Annotated in this window: 14 protein-coding genes and 1 pseudogene; 8 read left to right on the top strand and 7 right to left on the bottom strand. The window is 70.5% G+C overall.

Annotated elements, in window-relative coordinates:
• Positions 1-38 precede the first annotated feature (38 nt).
• From ACQP0T_RS16820 to ACQP0T_RS16810, 3 genes are read right to left on the bottom strand one after another with little or no spacing between them, the layout of a single operon-like run.
• Positions 39-1,301, bottom strand: a complete 1,263-nt coding sequence (locus ACQP0T_RS16820; protein ID WP_433868917.1) for an NAD(P)/FAD-dependent oxidoreductase — start codon at positions 1,299-1,301, stop codon at positions 39-41.
• A 3-nt stretch (positions 1,302-1,304) separates the two neighbouring features.
• The gene (locus ACQP0T_RS16815; RefSeq protein WP_433868916.1) at positions 1,305-1,631 is read right to left on the bottom strand and encodes a 2Fe-2S iron-sulfur cluster-binding protein; all 327 of its coding nucleotides are present in this window, start codon (positions 1,629-1,631) and stop codon (positions 1,305-1,307) included.
• A gap of 35 nt (positions 1,632-1,666) precedes the next feature.
• Positions 1,667-2,872, bottom strand: coding sequence for a cytochrome P450 (locus ACQP0T_RS16810; protein ID WP_433868915.1), 1,206 nt, complete (start codon positions 2,870-2,872; stop codon positions 1,667-1,669).
• A gap of 99 nt (positions 2,873-2,971) precedes the next feature.
• On the opposite strand from ACQP0T_RS16810, the gene ACQP0T_RS16805 reads away from it, so the two are divergent.
• The gene (locus ACQP0T_RS16805) at positions 2,972-3,934 is read left to right on the top strand and encodes a LysR substrate-binding domain-containing protein (RefSeq protein WP_433868914.1); all 963 of its coding nucleotides are present in this window, start codon (positions 2,972-2,974) and stop codon (positions 3,932-3,934) included.
• Between the two features lie 163 nt (positions 3,935-4,097).
• On the opposite strand, the gene ACQP0T_RS16800 is transcribed toward ACQP0T_RS16805, so the two are convergent.
• The 3 genes and pseudogenes from ACQP0T_RS16800 to ACQP0T_RS16790 form a co-directional block, all read right to left on the bottom strand.
• Positions 4,098-5,465, bottom strand: a complete 1,368-nt coding sequence (locus tag ACQP0T_RS16800) for an MFS transporter (RefSeq protein WP_433868913.1) — start codon at positions 5,463-5,465, stop codon at positions 4,098-4,100.
• Positions 5,466-5,990: 525 nt separating this feature from the next.
• A pseudogene (locus tag ACQP0T_RS16795) lies at positions 5,991-6,655 on the bottom strand (SDR family NAD(P)-dependent oxidoreductase).
• Between the two features lie 518 nt (positions 6,656-7,173).
• The gene (locus tag ACQP0T_RS16790; protein ID WP_433868912.1) at positions 7,174-8,607 is read right to left on the bottom strand and encodes an MFS transporter; all 1,434 of its coding nucleotides are present in this window, start codon (positions 8,605-8,607) and stop codon (positions 7,174-7,176) included.
• 173 nt (positions 8,608-8,780) lie between these two features.
• Between ACQP0T_RS16790 and ACQP0T_RS16785 the strand changes: the two genes are divergently transcribed.
• The gene (locus tag ACQP0T_RS16785) at positions 8,781-9,383 is read left to right on the top strand and encodes a TetR family transcriptional regulator (protein WP_433868911.1); all 603 of its coding nucleotides are present in this window, start codon (positions 8,781-8,783) and stop codon (positions 9,381-9,383) included.
• Positions 9,384-9,879: 496 nt separating this feature from the next.
• Entirely contained in the window at positions 9,880-11,697 is a 1,818-nt protein-coding gene (locus tag ACQP0T_RS16780) for a flavin-containing monooxygenase (RefSeq protein ID WP_433868910.1), read from the top strand.
• 167 nt (positions 11,698-11,864) lie between these two features.
• Here the strand turns inward: ACQP0T_RS16780 and ACQP0T_RS16775 are convergent, their stop codons facing one another.
• A complete protein-coding gene (locus ACQP0T_RS16775; RefSeq protein ID WP_433868909.1) occupies positions 11,865-12,905 on the bottom strand; it encodes an SMP-30/gluconolactonase/LRE family protein in 1,041 nt (346 codons plus the stop codon).
• 264 nt (positions 12,906-13,169) lie between these two features.
• Between ACQP0T_RS16775 and ACQP0T_RS16770 the strand changes: the two genes are divergently transcribed.
• The 5 genes from ACQP0T_RS16770 to ACQP0T_RS16750 all read left to right on the top strand — a co-directional run bounded on the left by ACQP0T_RS16770 (position 13,170) and on the right by ACQP0T_RS16750 (position 16,793).
• The gene (locus ACQP0T_RS16770) at positions 13,170-13,751 is read left to right on the top strand and encodes a TetR/AcrR family transcriptional regulator (protein WP_433868908.1); all 582 of its coding nucleotides are present in this window, start codon (positions 13,170-13,172) and stop codon (positions 13,749-13,751) included.
• A gap of 425 nt (positions 13,752-14,176) precedes the next feature.
• Complete coding sequence (locus tag ACQP0T_RS16765; protein ID WP_433868907.1) at positions 14,177-14,599, top strand: type VII secretion target; 423 nt, start codon at positions 14,177-14,179, stop codon at positions 14,597-14,599.
• 122 nt (positions 14,600-14,721) lie between these two features.
• On the top strand, positions 14,722-15,198 hold the full coding sequence (locus ACQP0T_RS16760; protein ID WP_433868906.1) for a YbaB/EbfC family nucleoid-associated protein: 477 nt from the start codon (positions 14,722-14,724) through the stop codon (positions 15,196-15,198).
• Positions 15,199-15,264: 66 nt separating this feature from the next.
• Positions 15,265-16,533 carry a WXG100 family type VII secretion target gene (locus tag ACQP0T_RS16755; RefSeq protein ID WP_433868905.1) on the top strand — a complete coding sequence of 423 codons (1,269 nt, stop codon included), beginning with the start codon at positions 15,265-15,267 and terminating at the stop codon, positions 16,531-16,533.
• The gene (locus ACQP0T_RS16750; RefSeq protein WP_433868904.1) at positions 16,530-16,793 is read left to right on the top strand and encodes a hypothetical protein; all 264 of its coding nucleotides are present in this window, start codon (positions 16,530-16,532) and stop codon (positions 16,791-16,793) included. The genes ACQP0T_RS16755 and ACQP0T_RS16750 overlap by 4 nt, the downstream gene beginning before the upstream one ends.
• The last annotated feature ends 18 nt before the right edge of the window (positions 16,794-16,811 follow it).

The following is a 16,811-nucleotide window of genomic DNA, read 5'->3' as shown; positions in this document are numbered from 1 at the left end:
TCCGCTACCGTCGGCGGACACGCCGCGAGGCGCATGAGTCACGACCGGTGTCCACCTCCGGCCCGGTCGGTTCCGCGCTTGGCGTGGGCCTTGAGGTCGAATGCCGGGTCGGCGGCCTGTTCCGGCCGGAGCGGCAACTCGGCTGCCAGCAGGCGGCGGGCGACCAGGTGGTCGGCCGGTCGATTGGCGGACTCGACCGCGGTCAGCTCGCCATCGCGGAACCGGAACACCGAAAACTTCCCCGCGTTGACGTCGCCGCGCAGCACGGCGTCGTCCCCGGGAAGCCCGAGCCCGGCGATCTGGAGCCGGAGGTCGCCCTGGTTGCTCCAGAACCACGGCACGTCCCGGTAGCGGGACGGGCCGTCGATGATGGCACGAGCGACGTGCCGTGCCTGGTCGGTGGCGTTCTGCACGGATTCCAGGCGGGTCCGCGCCCCGAGGTGGTGGCTGGGGAAGGCAGCGCAGTCCCCGATCGCGTAGATGCGCTCGTCGTCGGTCCGCAGCGAGTCGTCGACGAGCACGCCGCCGTCCACCGCGAGCCCGGCCTGCTCGGCGAGTTGGGTGCGCGGCGAGGCACCGACGCCCACCAGGACGAGGTCGGCCGGGTACCGCCCGCCCGATGCGTCGAGGACCGCCGCGACCCGCCCGGCGCGGCCCTCGAACGACTCGACCCCCGCACCGACCCGCAGGTCCACGCCCGTCCGGCGGTGCGCGGTCGCGACGAAGTCCGACAGCGGCGCGGACAGCACGCGTGCCATCGGTCGGTCGGCCGCTTCGAGCACCGTGACGTCGAGGCCGCGCTCGCGGGCGGCCGCGGCGAATTCGAGCCCGATGAACCCAGCACCGATCACGACCGCGGACCGCGCGCGTTCGAGGTCGGCGCGGACGGCACGCGCCTCGTCCAGCGTGCGCAGGTGGTGGATGCCGTCGAGGTCGGCGCCCGCGACGCGCAGCGTCCGGTTGGCCGACCCGGTGGCCAGCACCAGGTGCGAGTACGGCAGCACACCACCGCCGTCGAGCGCGACCTCGCACCGCGCCCGATCGATCACCGCGGCGCGCGCCCCGGTCCGAACCTCGACGTCGAGCCCGGCGAAGTGGTCCGCGGTGCGGATCGGTAGCGGTGCGGGTTCACCACCCGGGCGCAGGTAGTCCTTCGACAGCGGCGGGCGCTGGTAGGGCGGGCAGTCCTCCTCGCCCACGACGGTGACGGTGCCCGCGAACCTCCCGGAGCGAAGTGAATCCGCCGCCTGGAGCCCGCCCTGCCCGGCCCCGATGATGACGACGCGGTCCGGTGCGGACATCGCTCACACCTGGCTGGCGGGGACGTCGACGTCGATCTGCGCCACGTCCCCGCCGAGCGCGATCTGGCAGCCGAGCCTGCTGCGCCGCTCGTCGCGGGGTTCAGCGGTGCACTCGAGCATCTCCTCCTCGTCCTCGCCGATCTCCGGCAGACCGTCCAGGAACGGCTCGTGCACGTACACGTGGCAGGTCGCGCACATGGCCTGTCCACCGCATTCGCCGACGATGCCGCGAACTCCGCTGCGCACGGCGGCCCGCATGATGGTGGTGCCGGACTCGGCCTCGATGGCGTCCACCGCGCCGTCCGGGTGGTGGAAGTTGACCTTCGCCATGGGATGCTCTCCTCGGTCGTCCTGTCGGGTGGCGGTCATCCGCGGTCCCACCGCACCGGGAGGCGGAGCACACCGCGGAACACCCAGCCGCCGGACAGCGCGGGCGCTTCCGGATCCAGTCGTAGGTCGGGCAGCGCGTCGAACAGGCGCGGCATGGCGACACCCACCACGGAGGCGCGCGCGACCCAGGCACCGGCGCAGAAGTGATTGCCACCGCCGAAGGCGAGGTGCGGTTGCCTGGTCCGGTTGATGTCGTAGGTCTCCGGGTCGTCGAAGACCTTCGGGTCGCGGTTGGCTGCCCCGACGACCACGCCGAGCCGAGCGCCCTCGGGTACCAGAACGCCTTCCAGCACGGTGTCCCCGGTGGACTCCCGCGGGTACATCCCGATGGGGGCGACCCAGCGGACGGACTCCTCGAACGCGGCGGACCACCGCGACGGCTCGGCCAGCACCTGCCCGAGCTGGTCCGGGTGGGACAGCAGCGCCCACACCGTGGTACCCAGCGCGTCCCGCGGCTCGTTGAGGCCGCCGCCGATGGTCATCTTCAGGTTGGCGCGGACGGCTTCCAGCGGGATCGGCAGGTGGGCCAGCCCGGACAGCAGGCTGTGGTCGGGGTCCTCGCGCAGGCGCGGCAGCATCTCGTCGATCGCGGCATCGACCTCCCGCGAGGACCGCGCGGCCCTGGCCCACACGTCCGGGTCGTCGGCGTAGTTCCCGGTCCCGTCGATGAGGGTCTGCGACCAGCGCTGGAGGTCGTCCTGCGTCGCGTTGTGGAAACCCAGGACGAGCCGGAGGTTCTCGGCGGCGTAGGGCGCGGCGAACTCGGCGATGAGGTCGGCCCCCGGCCCCGCCTTCGCCAAGCGCTCCAGGTAGGTCGTGCAGTTCCGCTCGAATACCGCGTTCCAGTGCTTCTTGATCGCGTTCGGCCGGAGCACTCCGCCGTAGGACTTGCGGTCGACGTCGTGCGCGGGGTCGTCCTTGCGGAGCATGCTGTGCCCCATGGCCCGCTTCATCAGCGAATCGGACTCGTCCGCGGAGAACCGCTCCTGGTCCTGTTCGATGGTGTGGCAGGCGGCGTAGTCGGTCACCATGTACCGGTTCACCGCGGGAACCCAGTGCACCGGCGCTTCGGCGCGCATCCGCTGGTAGAGGGGGAAGGGATCGGCGTAGAGGTTCGCGATGGTGACCCAGTCCGCGACCGGGATCGGACGGGCCTCGGCCGGGTCGACAGTGCGCGTCATCGTTGACCGCCTCCACTTCGTCGAGGGATGCGAAAAGCCTGGCAGAAGCGAACAAATCATGTAAACTTCAAACTTGTTCGATGCATCCACTACTGCGTGGTGGATGTCCGCATCGGCTGCTGCGGACGGACCTGCGGGGTGGCGATGGCGAAGTACACGCTCCGGCAGTTGACCTACTTCGAGGCGGTCGCGGAGACGGGTTCTATCTCCAGCGCCGCGAGCGGGCTGCACGTGTCGCCGACCGCGGTCGCCTCGGCGCTCAACGAGCTGGAACGCGTCTTCGGCACGCAATTGGTGGTGCGCCGCAAGGCCCACGGGGTGTCGCTGACACCGGCCGGGAGCTACCTGCACTCCCGTGCCGCGGACCTGCTTCGGCAGGCCGACGACCTGGAGCTCAACGTGGCCAGCGGGGGAGCGGAGCTCAACGGTCCGCTGGTGATCGGCTGCTACGCCACCGTGGCGCCGACCGTGGTGCCGCCGCTGCTGGAGTGGTTCGCCGACAACCACCCGAAGGTCCAGGTGCGAGTGGTGGAAGGCAGCCAGTCCGAACTCCCGGGCAGGTTGCTCGCGGGCGAGCTGGAGCTGGCGGTGGTGTACGACCTGAACCTCCCGACGGGCCTGGAGTCCGTGGTGCTCTACGAGGCGCCCGCCCACGTCCTGCTCCCGGCCGGGCACCGCTTGGCGAAGCAGCCGGTGGTGTCGCTGGGTGAACTGGCGGGCGAGCCGATGGTCCTGCTCGACGTGCCGCCCGCCGCGCAGCACACGATGGCGCTGTTCGACCGCGTCGGTGTGGTGCCGGAAGTGGCCGTGCAGGTGTCGGACTTCGAGCTGGCCCGCTCGCTGGTCGCGCGGGGGATGGGGTACGCGATCATGATCCAGCGGCCTGCGGTCGGCAAGTCCTACGAGGGATTGCCCGTGGTGGCGAAGGAGATCCGGCCGGCCGTGCAGCCGATCAGGGTGAAGGCGGTCTGGCCGACGGCGGTCCGGTTGACCGACCGGGGCCGGGCGCTGCTCGATCTCGCGCGTAACCCCGGAATTCCGAAGGCGCCGCGAGCCCGCTGACCCCGCGGAAGGCTCAGGGCGAGACCGGGACCGGGCGCGAGGTGGTGCACGCGGTCATCCGCGTCCACTGGGGACAGCGTCGTCGTCCCCGTCCTCGGGACTGGTGCCCGCGAACGCATCCGGTGTGGGCGGCCGAGCGGCCCGGCCGCCCACACCCGGTCGGTCACCGGTCGATCGCGGCGCTGAGCTTGGCAGCCCCGGGGATGTCCAGCGCATCCGCGCCGAGGGACTTGCCGGTGCGGTCCTTGATGGTGAAAGCCGCGATCATCCCGATCACCGTGAGGCCGAACAGGTAACCCGAAACGGCCATGGTGCTGCCGAATGCGGCCTGGAGCCAGGTCGCGATCATCGGGGCGAAGGCGCCTCCCAGAATCGCGCCGAAGGCGTAGGACAGCCCGGCCCCGGAATAGCGGACGTGGGCCGGGAACATCTCGGCGAGCATGGCCGCCTGCGGTCCGTAGGAGAACCCGATGCCGATGCTGAAGACCAGCATCGCCAGCCCCATCAGCACCACGCTCTTGGTGTCGATCAGCCAGAACATCGGGAAGACCCAGATCAGCAGCACGGCGAAACCGATCTTGTACACCGCGGTCCGCCCGATCCGGTCCGACAGGATCGCTCCCGACATCGTCGTGACGACCCAGGCCGCGCTGGTGAGGGTGACCAGGTTGAGGATCGTGGAGCGGTCCATCCCCAGCTCAGCCGTGGTGTAGGAGAGCACGTAGCCGCCGGTGACCATGTAGCCGGCCGCGTTGTTCGCGGCGAAGGTGAGCGCTCCCTGGAGCACCTGCGGTCCGTTGAACCGGAACATCTGCACCAGCGGGAGCCGGACGGCCGGCTTCGCGTCCTCGGCTTCGGCGAACACCGGCGACTCGGCGACGCCCAGCCGGATCGCCATGCCCACCACGACGAGCACGACCGACAGCAGGAACGGGACCCGCCATCCCCAGTCGAGGAACTGCTGCTCGGACGTGGTCATGGTGACGATGCTGAGCACGGCGGTGGCGATCAGCATCCCGATCGGGACCCCGATCTGCGGGAAGCCGCCGTACCGGCCGCGCTGGTCCGCGGGAGCGTGCTCGACGGCCATGAGCGCGGCCCCGCCCCATTCACCGCCCGCGGAGAACCCTTGCAGGACGCGCAGCACGATCAGCAGGATCGGACCCCACATCCCGATCGAGTCGAAGCTCGGGACCAAGCCGATCGCCGTCGTGGCCCCGCCCATCAGCACCAGCGTCAGGACCAGCATGGCCTTGCGCCCCAGCTTGTCCCCGAAGTGACCGGCGACCGCCGCACCGAGCGGGCGGAAGATGAAGCTCACCCCCACGGTGGCGAACGAGATCAGCCGACCGGCCAGTTCTCCGTAGGAAGCCACGAACGGCTCGAAGAACAGGGGCGTCAGCACCAGCGCGGCGGCGTTGGCGTAGATGAAGAAGTCGTACCACTCGATGGTCGTGCCGATCAGCGTGCCCACCGCGACTCGGCGGTGGTCCCGCCGAGAGCGCTCCCGGGTGTGTTCTCGGTCGGACATGGCAGCTCCCTTGCTGTCTCTGGCGCGGTGCCGGGCTGACGCGAGCGCCGCTCCCGAATCCCGCCGCTCGGCAACCCTCGCGGCCGGAGGAGCCTTCCGCTCCCACCGCGACTTCCATCCCGGTCGGCTCGGTGCTCCGTCAGCGAGGCGCGGAGTGCGGAGGGCGTCGTAGGCGTGCGGCCCCGTCGGGCTGCGCGGGGGAGCTGTTGGGCCGCGCTGCGGCGACTGCGCCCAGCAGGTGTCCGGGCGCGGTGGTCACGAGGTCGCGGGTCAACGGAAGCTCCCAGGATCAGCTACGAAATCGCATACGATCCAGGATGGTGATCGCTGCAGGCCACTGCTGTCAATGGCCAGCCGACCGCGACCTGCCGGAGTTGGCAGCGGCGAACTGCTCGGAAGGTTCCTCGTTCCGGGTCGGCGCGACCGGACGAACGGTGTCGAGCGTCGCCACCGGTGGTGGGACGCCGTGCCGCCACCGGTGGCCGGGGTCCCGCCGACCCACCGCCGCCGGTGGCGGCTCCGGTGTCACTGGACGGACCAGCCTCCATCGGAGGGGAGGACGGCGCCGGAGATGTTGACCCCGTCGTCGCTGAGCAGGAACGAGAGGGAGGCGGCGAGGTGTTCGGCGCTGGCGACCGGGGGCATCAGGCGGATGAAGTCACCGGTGCGCGCCTTGCCGAACTCCGCGCGTCGGCCCTCGCCACCGATGCCGGTGGCCACTCCGCCGGGGGCGATGGCGTTGACCCGGATGCCGTCCGGGCCGTACATGAATGCCGAGTTCTTGGTGATACCGACGACGGCGTGCTTCGACGCGTGTAGGCGACCCCGGCGGCATTTCCGCGGAGCGCGGCCTCGGAGGCGATGTTGACGATGGAGCCGCGGCCCGCCGCCAGCATCGCGGGCAGCACGGCGCGGGTGAGCCGGAAGGTGCCGTCCACGTTGACCGAGAAAGTCCGCCGCCACGTCTCGTCGGAGGTCTCGTGGGCAGCGGCGAAGTCGTCGACGACGCCGGCGACGTTCGCGAGTCCATCGATCGTGGGCCCGGCTGAGGTGACGATGCGCTCGATGTCGTCGGTGCTGGTGATGTCTCCGGCGACGAGCACGAGCGAGTCGGTGTCGAGTTCGGCGGCGAGCTCGTCGAGCTTGTCGGCCGACACATCGGCGGCGATCACGCGACCGCCCTCGCGGATGATGCGCGAGGCCGTGGCCCGGCCGATACCGGAGGCGGCGCCGGTAACGATGACCGTGCGATCTGCGAAGCGTCCCGGGATGATGCGTTCGCGCCAGCCCGCGCCTTCGCCATCGGCGGGGTGGTGCCGTCGTTCACGCGGCGCACGAGGTCGTCGACGGTAGCGGGGGTAAGCTCGCCCCGGCTGAGGTCGGTCAGCTGCCGCAGCGGGAGGTTCCGGACGCGGGCGAGCGTGTCGGAGTCGAACCCGTGCTCGCCGAGGAGTTCCCGCAGCGCGGCGGCGCCTCGCGGATGCGCCAGCCTGTCGCCGACCGCGCTGCCGGCTGTCAGCGGGCGTGTGCGTGGGTCACGGGCATGCCTTTCGTGTTGGTGTTCCGCCATTCGCGTGGCGGTAAGTCAGCGGGCTTCCGGTCCTGAGGTGCCCCGTACCCGGCGTCGCGGTCGTCCTCGCGAGGGATGCCGCTGAGATGCGAGGCGGGACCGGGTGATCCGCCGCTTCCCGGAGAACTGCTCAGCGGATCAGGTCTTCCCGGCCGCGTCGGCGGTGCGCTGCGGGATGGCGGCGGCCAGCGCGAAGGACAGCAGGGCGGCGAGCCCGCCGATGATCATGACGACCTGGAAACCGGTGAGCGAGGGGATCGTGGCGGTGCCGAAACCGATGACCAGGTGCGCGAGCACGACTCCCGTGATCGCGCTGGAGAAGGAGTTGCCGAGGGAGCGCATCAAGGTGTTGAGACTGTTGGCCGAGCCGGTTTCGGACACCGGCACCGCATTCATGATCAATGCGGGCATGGCGCCGTAGGCCATCCCGATCCCCACCCCGTTGATGCAGGAGATCAGTACGAGTTGCCAGATCTCGGACATCATCGGGACACCCAGCGCGTAGCCGACCGTGACGGCCAGCGCACCGACCATGAGCGTCACCTTCGGACCCCGGGCTCGCGACAGGCGCGCCGACAGCGGCGCCACCGCCATCATCACCAGCCCTTGCGGCGCCATGACCAGGCCGACGACCAGCATCGACTGCCCCAGGCCGTACCCGGTCTCCACCGGCGTCTGCAGCACCTGCGGGTGCACCAGCCGCACCGAGAACATCGAGAAGCCGAGGGCGATGGAGGCCAGATTGGTCAGCAGCACCGGAGCGCGTGCGGAGGTGCGCAAGTCCACCAGCGGCTGCCGGGTGCGCAGCTCCCACCAGCCCCACACCGCGAGCGTCACCGCGGCGGCGCCGAACAGGCCCGTCATCGCGGCACCGCCCCAATCCGGACCTTTGGAAATGGCCAGCAGCAGGAACACCAGTCCCGCGGAGAGCCCGATGGCGCCGGCGAAGTCGACGCGTCCACCGGTGCGGACGGGTGACTCGGGCACGAAGCGCAGCACGAGGGCCAAGGCGAGCGCACCGAGCGCGGCCGAGATCCAGAACAGCACGTGCCAGCTGGTGTGATCGGCGATCAGCGCGGCGAGCGGCAGCCCGAGCGCGCCGCCCACCCCGAGCGACGAGCTCATGGTCGCGGTCCCGGAACCGACCCGGTCGGCTGGGAGCTGGTCGCGCATGGCGCTGATCCCCAGCGGGATGACACCACCCGCCAGTCCTTGGAGGGCGCGTCCGATCACCATCGGTGCGAGCGAGTCGGCCATCGCGGTCACGACCGAGCCGGCGACCAGCAGCACCAGGCTGACCAGGAGCATCCGCCGCTTGCCGAACATGTCCCCCAGCCGTCCCGCGACGGGCGTGGCGACGGAGGCGGCGAGCAGCGTCGCGGTCACCGCCCAGCTCGCCCCTGCGGGTGTCGTGCCGAGGAGCTGGGGAAGCGCGGGCACCAGCGGGATGATCAACGATTGCATCAACGCGACCGTGATCCCGCTGTACGCCAGCACGGCGATCATGGCGGTCGCCTCGGGGCTCGCGCCGGACGTGCGGGGAACGGTCGGACTGGGCAGCGGTGCGGACATGCGATGACCTCCGGGAAGGGAGAACCTTGCCACCGATTGAAACATAGGGTTTAATTGAACCAATCAGGTGGTTTACTTGGTGGGCGACCAGGGGAAGACGGTTGCCCGGGAGGGTGATGGCTTTGGCGGGCAAGGTTCGGGCGCAACGCGGGAGCGGGACGCGAGAGCTGATCATGACCACCGCGGAGCGGTTGTTCGGCGAGCACGGAGTGCACGCGGTGTCCAACCGGCAGATCGGTGAGGCCGCCGGGCAGGGCAACAGCGCTGCGGTCAGCTACCACTTCGGGACCAAGGTGGATCTCATCCGCGCCATCGCCCACGGGCACGCGGAACAGGTCGAGGCCTTGCGCGCCGGGTTGCTGCCGCGGGTGATCCGCTCCGCGGAGGTGCGTGATTGGGTCGGCTGCCTGGTGCGTCCGATCACCGAGCACATGGCCGCGCTGGGAAGCCCGACGTGGTACGCCCGGTTCAGCGCCCAGGTCATGACCGACCCCGCCCTGCACCAGGCCACCGTGGAGGACTCGATGAGTTCGCCGACGGTGCACGCGCTGCTGGAGGGGTTGAACCGGTGCCTGCCGGATCTGCCGCAGCTGGTGCACGCCGAGCGCGGCACCATGGCCCGCCACCTGATCGTGCACATGTGCGTGGAGCGCGAACGCGCGCTCGCAGAGGGGAGCTCGACGTTCCAGTCGAGCTGGGACGAGTTGGCCACGAGCCTGACCGATGCGATCAGCGGCCTGTGGCAAGCCCCGGTCACCAGGCGCGAGACGCGGTAGCAACAGCGCTGAGGGGCGGCTGCGCGCGGATTCATGACGGCGAGGAGGTGAGATGACCGATGCCGAGAGCGTGATCGGGCAGTCGCTCTTGCCGAATCCCCGAAGTGCGCGGTGCCGGTCCGAACCGTTTCCGGGATTTCCGCGCTCGGCGCGAGGGCGATCCGACCGGGGATTTCCGGCCGTCCGATGGCGACATGCCGTGGGCGCGCCTCGGGCCCGTCCAGCAGTACCCGTCGCAGCGATCCGGGATGACCGGTCCCGGACGGTTCCACCACGGCGTGAAGAAGAGCGTGGCAGGACATCTCCCACGTGGATCTGCGATCGCGGATGTGCCGCCGTCCGGCTCAGGGAGCTCGGGTAGCCACTCGCGCCACTGCACGTGCTGCGCGAGGCCGCTGCCGAGGCTCTGCCATGCGTCTTCGCGAGGAGTCCCGCGGGGCGTGCCACGTCAATTCGTACCGATGTGATCGGCTGCGTGCTGCGCAGCTGGTGTTCAATGAGAAAGGCCGCGATGCCGATGCTGTCCTCTTCGACGCCCGAGTTCTCCGATGCCGAGGTCGCCGCGCTGCGCGAGCGTTACCGTGCGGAGCGGGAGCGTCGGGTCCGTCCCGACGGCAGCAGCCAGTACCGGAGGGCGGAGGGGAGATTCGGCTATTACGCCGAGGACCCGTACGCCGAGGTCTCCAGCAGGGAGCCGCTGACCGACCGGGTGGACGCGGTCGTGATCGGCGGCGGTTTCGGTGGCCTGTGCGCGGGTGCCCGGCTGCGCCAGGCGGGCCTGGAGCGGATCCGGATCATCGAGAAGGGCGGTGACTTCGGCGGTACCTGGTACTGGAACCGCTACCCGGGCATCCACTGCGACATCGAGTCCTACGTCTACCTCCCGCTGCTGGAGGAGGTCGGCTACGTCCCGAGGTGGAAGTACTCGCCGGGCGAGGAGATCCGCCAGCACGCGATGGCGATCGGCCGCGAGTTCGACCTCTACCGGAACGCCTGCTTCCAGACCGGCGTGCGGGAGCTGTGCTGGGACGATGGCGAGTGGATCGTCCGCACCGACCGCGACGACGAGATGCGCGCGACCTACGTGGTCGTCTCCAACAGCACGCTGGACCATCCCAAGCTTCCGGGGATCCCGGGGATCGAGGACTTCGCCGGACACACCTTCCACACCAGCCGCTGGGACTACGGCTACACCGGCGGCGGACCGGACGGCGGGTTGACGGGGCTGGCGGACAAGCGGGTCGCGGTCATCGGCACCGGTGCCACCGCGATCCAGGTCGTGCCGCACCTGGCGCGCGATGCCGAGCACCTCTACGTCTTCCAGCGCACCCCGTCGTCGGTGGACGTGCGCGACAACCGGGCGACCGATCCGGAGTGGGCGGCGTCGCTGGAACCCGGTTGGCACGCGCGGCGGCGGGAGAACTTCCAGGCCGTGGTGACCGGGAACCCGGTGGCGGAGGACCTCGTCGACGACGCGTGGACGGCGAGCGCGAACGTGCTCGGCAAGATCATCGCCACCGACGCGCGAGCGGACTGGGACGTCGCGGAGTGGGAGCGGGTCGAGGAACTGCTCGACTTCGAGAAGATGAACCGGCTGCGGACACGGGTCGAGGAGACCGTCGATGACCCGGCGACCGCCGAACTGCTCAAACCGTGGTACCGCTACGGCTGCAAGCGGCCCACGTTCAGCGACGAGTACCTGCCGGCGTTCAACCGTTCAAACGTCACGCTCGTCGACACCGCCGACCACGGCGGCGTCGAGCGGATCACCGAGCGCTCGCTGATCGTCGGTGGCCGCGAGTACGAAGTCGACTGCATCATCTTCGCGACGGGCTTCGAGGTCGGGAGGTCCGACGTCGTCACCGGGCGGCTGCCGATCCTCGGGCGGGACGGCGAGGGCCTGCTGGAGAAGTGGTTCTCCAACGGTGTCCGCACCTTGCACGGCTTCTACAGCAACGGGTTCCCGAACCTGTTCCACCTGGGCTCGACGCAGAACGCGCCCTCGGTCAACTTCGTCCACGTCCTCGATGAACAAGCCATCCACATCGGCGCCGTCGTGGCCGAGGCTCGCCGCCGTGGCGTGAAGTGCATCGAGCCCAGTGCTGCGGCCGAGACGGCATGGGTCGAGACGCTCCGCGCCAGCTCGCCGGAACGCGCTTGGTTCGACGCCGAATGCACCCCCGGCTACTACAACGACGAAGGCACCGCGCACGGCCGCACCACCTACGGCCGCGGTCCGGCCGCGTTCCAACGCCTCCTGCGCGAATGGCGCACCGGCGACGGCATCGATGAAGTCCTCGGCGACGCGAACTGAACCGAGGTGGGCGGCTCGGCTTCACCACCCGTGTTCGCGAAGGGCGCGTGCTGACCGGGCGAGGTGAGTGGTCGCCATCGATGCCCTCGCCTGCCCCGTGGGGATCGCGGCTCGGCGTCCGAGCGAGCGGCCGGTGTCCGCGGCGGGCACCGGCCGCTCGGGCGTGATCAGCCGCCGTTGGACTGCCGTACCCCTTCGGCGAGCGCGTCGAACCGGTAGACGTAACCGCCCGACGGGCCGCTGACGGTCACGTAGGCATCGGTCGTTCCGGGTCGGATGGCGATGTTGGTCGCGGATTCGAAGTCCCCGTCGCCCTCCGGCACGGTGATCGTGGCTCGGTGCGTGCCGTCGGGCCCGTAGACGATGATCTTCGGCTCGCCGTGCACGCCCTGGTAGACGTTCCCGGCCGCGTCGACGGCGTTCGAGTCCGTCTGGGCCGTGCCGCCGTCGACATGCATTCCGACGTGGCCCGCGGTCACGGCCGTGCCGTCCTCGTTCAGCGTGAGGCGGTCGATGCGGTTCGCGTCGAGCTGGCTCACCCACAGCGCTCCGCCGTCGAGGTCGAACGAGATCCCGTTGGGGTTGGGTTGGTGGTCGGCGAGCACGGTGCCCTGGCCCGTGTCGGCGTCGAAGCGCAGGACCCGCCCCGACGGCTCGGCCCCCGGGTAGGCGGTGAACTCCGAGTCGGTGACGTACATGTTCCCGTCCTCGTCGAACGCGAGGTCGTCGGGTTGCATCGGCTTCCCCTCGACCGGCCCGGAGACGACGGGTCGCGGGTCGCTCCCGTCCGCGGCCACGCTCACGATCCTGCCGTTGGCGTAGTCGGTGAGGTGGAGCCGCCCGTCGACGGGGCTGAACTGGGCCGAGGTGAATGCGCTCCGGTCGTCGGTGAACACGGTGTCGACCGCGCGGGACTCGAGGTCGACGGCCACGACCTTCGGCCCACCGGCTGGTGCCGTGACGTCGACCAGGTAGAGCCGGCCGTCGGCGCCGAAGGTCGGCCCCTCGAGCAGCGTCGGTGCCGGGTTCGTACGGGCCGGTGCGACCTCGACGACCTGTTCGGCCACCTGCTCGCCCGGGCCGCCGGCTTCGGCGCCCGGATCGGTCGGTGCGGTCGAGATCGATGCGCACCCCGCCACGGCCAGCAGGGGCACGACGGCGAGCCAGCCGCGGGCTCCGCGCCACCTGGCGTTCGTCGTGCGCGTCACGCCCGCACCTCCGCCAGTCCACCCGACCCGGACTCGCGGTCGCGTTCTCGGCTGCACGTCGCGCGCAGGACGTTCGGGCCGAACCCGGGATGGGCGGCGGCGTCAGCCGCATGGCTCGTTGTGGCAGTCACGGGATTGCCTCTCGCTGGACGGTAATCGGTCGACAGGCGGCGAAAGCGCCTTGGACGACTCTAACCGTACGTTGATGTACGTTTCCGGGTCCAGGTGCGCACCGGGGGCCGGCCGATGGCTACTCTCCCTCCCATGCCGTCAACCCGGCGACGCGACGCCACGCACAACCGCGAGCGCTTGATCGACGCGGCGCGGCGCTCCTTCGCGGCTCTCGGTCCGGACGCCCCGCTCGAGGGCATCGCGCAGGGGGCCGGTGTGAGCCGTACGACGCTGCACCGCCACTTCGAGACTCGGCAGGACCTCGCGGCTGCCGTGCTGGAGCGCAACGTCGCCGACATCGAGGCCCGTGCGGCATCGCTCACCGGCACGGACGACGGCGCCGTCACCCTGTTCCACCACCTGCTCGACATGCAGGCGAACGCCCCCTGGTTGGCGCGTGTCGTCGCGGCCGACGAGAGCACGGGAGTCGGCGCGCTGGCCGATCGCACGGCGGCCGCGATGGAGCCGTTGGTCGAACGCGCACGCATGCGCGGCATCATGCATCCCGAGCTCGGCACGCAAGACCTTCTCCTGACGCTTCCCATGGCCCTGGCCGGTCAGGCGGCGGGAGAGCACTCCGCCAGTCCCCATCGCTCGGACCACCTGCGCGCGATCCTGCATCGCGGGCTCTTCACGACCGACCCGCCGCGGAGCCGTCCGGTGGCGGGCCCGTGACCGCTTCGCCGCCCCGGGCTTCGGTCCGGCTGGTGTCGGCGTGGACACCTTCGTCGAGGACGGCCTGGATCGCCGACCTGTGCTCGTCGAGCTGGTAGCAGCGCGAGCATCAGGATGACCGGGATGAGGGGGTCCGATGGGATGCAGCGCGATGGTGCCGCGCTCAAGCGCGTTCGATGGATCTTTTCGCGTACTCCGCGAAGTCGGCCCCCGGTGCGGGAGGTCGGTGCTACGTTCCTCCGGTGATCATGGAGAGCTGATCACTGCTGGTTTCGTCGATGGTGCCCGCGTCGCGTGCTCCGAGGTGGCGCCGGTGCCGCGCGGGGGGCGTTCCAGCCGCGGGATCCGGTTCGGCTGCGCGTGGGCGGGCCCGTCGACGACAGCGCCGCTCCGTGCCCACGATGGCCCGACGAACCGAGGGGACCATGACGTTCGAAGTCGTCACCGGAGACCTGACCGCGCACGCGAGCCACCTGGACGGTCTGACCGCCCGCCTGGAGACAGCGGTCGCGGCCGCCGAGACGGTGAGCATGTCGGATGACGCCTACGGCCTGCTGTGCTCCTTCCTGCCGGCCATCATCAACCCGGTGGAGCAGGAAGGCGTGGACGCGGTGAAGTCAGCGCGGGAGGGCGTCAGCGCCACGGCGGACAACGTGCGCAAGTCGGCCGAGCAGTACCGGGAGATCGACGACGCGAACGCCGCCTCGCTCAGCCCGATCAAGGAGGCCGTCGCCGGGAACCGGAGCGCGGTGGCGCCGGCCGGCGAGCCCGTGAGCGCTACGCCGGTGATGGCACCGAACGCCGGCCGCACCGGCTCGATGACCATGTCCGGAGAGCTCCCCCGGTAGCCGATCGGCGTTCCGCCGGGCGGCGGGACGTCCTCGCTCGCAAGACGCATTCCCCGGAGCGGCTCCGGCCGGGGCGGGTGGTGCGGAAGCTCCCCGAAATCCAGTGAGACGGAGGTTCTCCGATGCCGGATATGAACTCGGGCGGGTTCGCCGTGACCGGGGCCGACCCGGATGCCGCCGAGCGGCGGATCCAGGAGTGGGCGCAGGGATTCGCGGACAAGGCCCAGCGGTACCAGCAGGTGCAGGCGCAAACCGAGCAGTTGCGGCTGACCGCAGCCAGCCGGGACGGCAGCATCAAGGTGACCGTCCGCGCCGACGGCAGCGTGACGGACCTGGAATTCACCGAGAAGGTCCGCGCGCTGGCGCCGAACGACCTCGCCGCGCAGATCCTGTCCACCATGCACCGGGCGCAGTCCGACATCGCCGACCGCGTGGGGGAGGCGATGACCGCGCACCTCGGTGACGAGGACGCGCAGACGCGCGCCATGATGCTGGACAACCTGCGCGAGCGGTTCCCCGACCAGCCGGACGAACCGGAGGGGCCGGAGCAGGAGGAATCGGCGCCCTCGCTGAGGTGGGACACCCGTGACGAGTACTGACCCGGTTCCCGGCGCCGGTCGTCCTGCCCCGGCGTTCCGCCCCGCCCGGTCTTGGAGTGATGACCTGTGACGAATCCGCTGGTGGCGGAACGCGAGGACTCGACGCAGTCCTTCAGCGGAGTGCCGATCCTGGAGTCGGTCAACGAGACGCAGAAGGCGATCGAGTCCGGTGACTGGGCCTCCGGCGTCATGGGCGCGGTGGGGACCGGGCTGGATGCGCTCGGCATGGCGCTGGATCCGTTCGGGGCGATCCTCTCCGCCGGGGTCGGCTGGCTGATGGAGCACGTCGGCCCCCTGTCGGACGCGCTGGACTCGCTGACGGGCGATCCGGACCAGATCGAGGCGCATTCGAAGACCTGGAAGAACATCTCGACCGAACTGGGCGCCGTCAACACCGAGATGACCGCGCTGGTGGAGTCCGACACCGCCGGCTGGATCGGCGCGGCCGGTGACGCCTACCGGGCCCGCAGCGAGGACACCACCGCCCTGATCGCGGCGGCGCAGCAGGCCGCCGACGGGGCGTCGAGCGGCATCGCCACTGCCGGTGAGGTCGTCGCCGGGGTCCGCACGCTGGTGCGCGACATCATCGCCGAACTCGTCGGCAGCCTCATCAGCTGGGCGCTCCAGGTGCTCGCCACGCTCGGCCTCGCGATGGCGTGGGTGGTGCCGCAGGTCGTCGCCGCGGTCGCCAAGGTCGCGGCCCAGATCGCCGACATCACGACCAAGCTGATCAAGGCGATGAAGGCGCTGGCCCCGCTGCTGAAGAAGCTCGGCGGCTCCTTCGGCGACGCGAAGAAGCACCTGGACGAGATCAAGGCCGACGGGGGCAAGGCCGACGGTCCGGCCCCGCAACCGGTCCCCGGGGCCGCGGCCCGGCGTCCACCTCCACGGCCGGAACCGACACCCCGCGAACCCCGCCCACCACCGATCGAGGAGGTCCCGCAGGCGGTTCCCCCCGCGGCGGGGTCGATGACGACGGCTTCACCCCCGTCCCGCCGCGCGGCGGCAGGAACGGAAGGAACGGGCGGAATGGCGGGAACCAGAACAACCAGCCGCCGCCGGGCTACCCGAGTCGACCCGATGGCCGTTCGCCGGGCGCGGAGAAGCCCATCTCGCAGCAGATTCACGACCACGTCATCCGGGGTGAGTGGTCCGGTCACCCGGAGTACGGCAACCCGGTCGGTGGCCACGTGCGCAAGGACGACGTCGGTGGGCCGACCAGGACCGATGGTTATAGCGGCAACGGCGTGGCGAACGGGAACCCGCACCACAGCGGGATCGAGCAGCTGGGACCGGGCCAGGCCAAGATCGACTTCGGCGACCAGAATCCCGTGACCAAGCCGGAGTCCACGTCCCTGTTCCCGCCGGGGATGTCCGGGAGGCAGGTTCAGGACATCGGTGACGTCGCGTGGAACAAGGGGAACACGCCGTACCAGCCGGACCCGAACAGTCCTTCCCGGGGGGAGTGGTGGGGCGACGCCAAGATCAACGAGGGCCCTTACGCCGGTCAGACGATCACCGTCGCAGGGTGGTATCACACGGATAAGAACGGTAAGGCCGTCGTCGACACCTACTACCCCTACGAGATGAAGTAACCGCGCGCGGTCGGCAGC

This window comes from Saccharopolyspora sp. CA-218241, assembly GCF_050954615.1.
Classification (GTDB): Bacteria; Actinomycetota; Actinomycetes; order Mycobacteriales; family Pseudonocardiaceae; genus Saccharopolyspora; species Saccharopolyspora cebuensis.
This window is presented reverse-complemented; position numbering and strand designations above follow the sequence as displayed.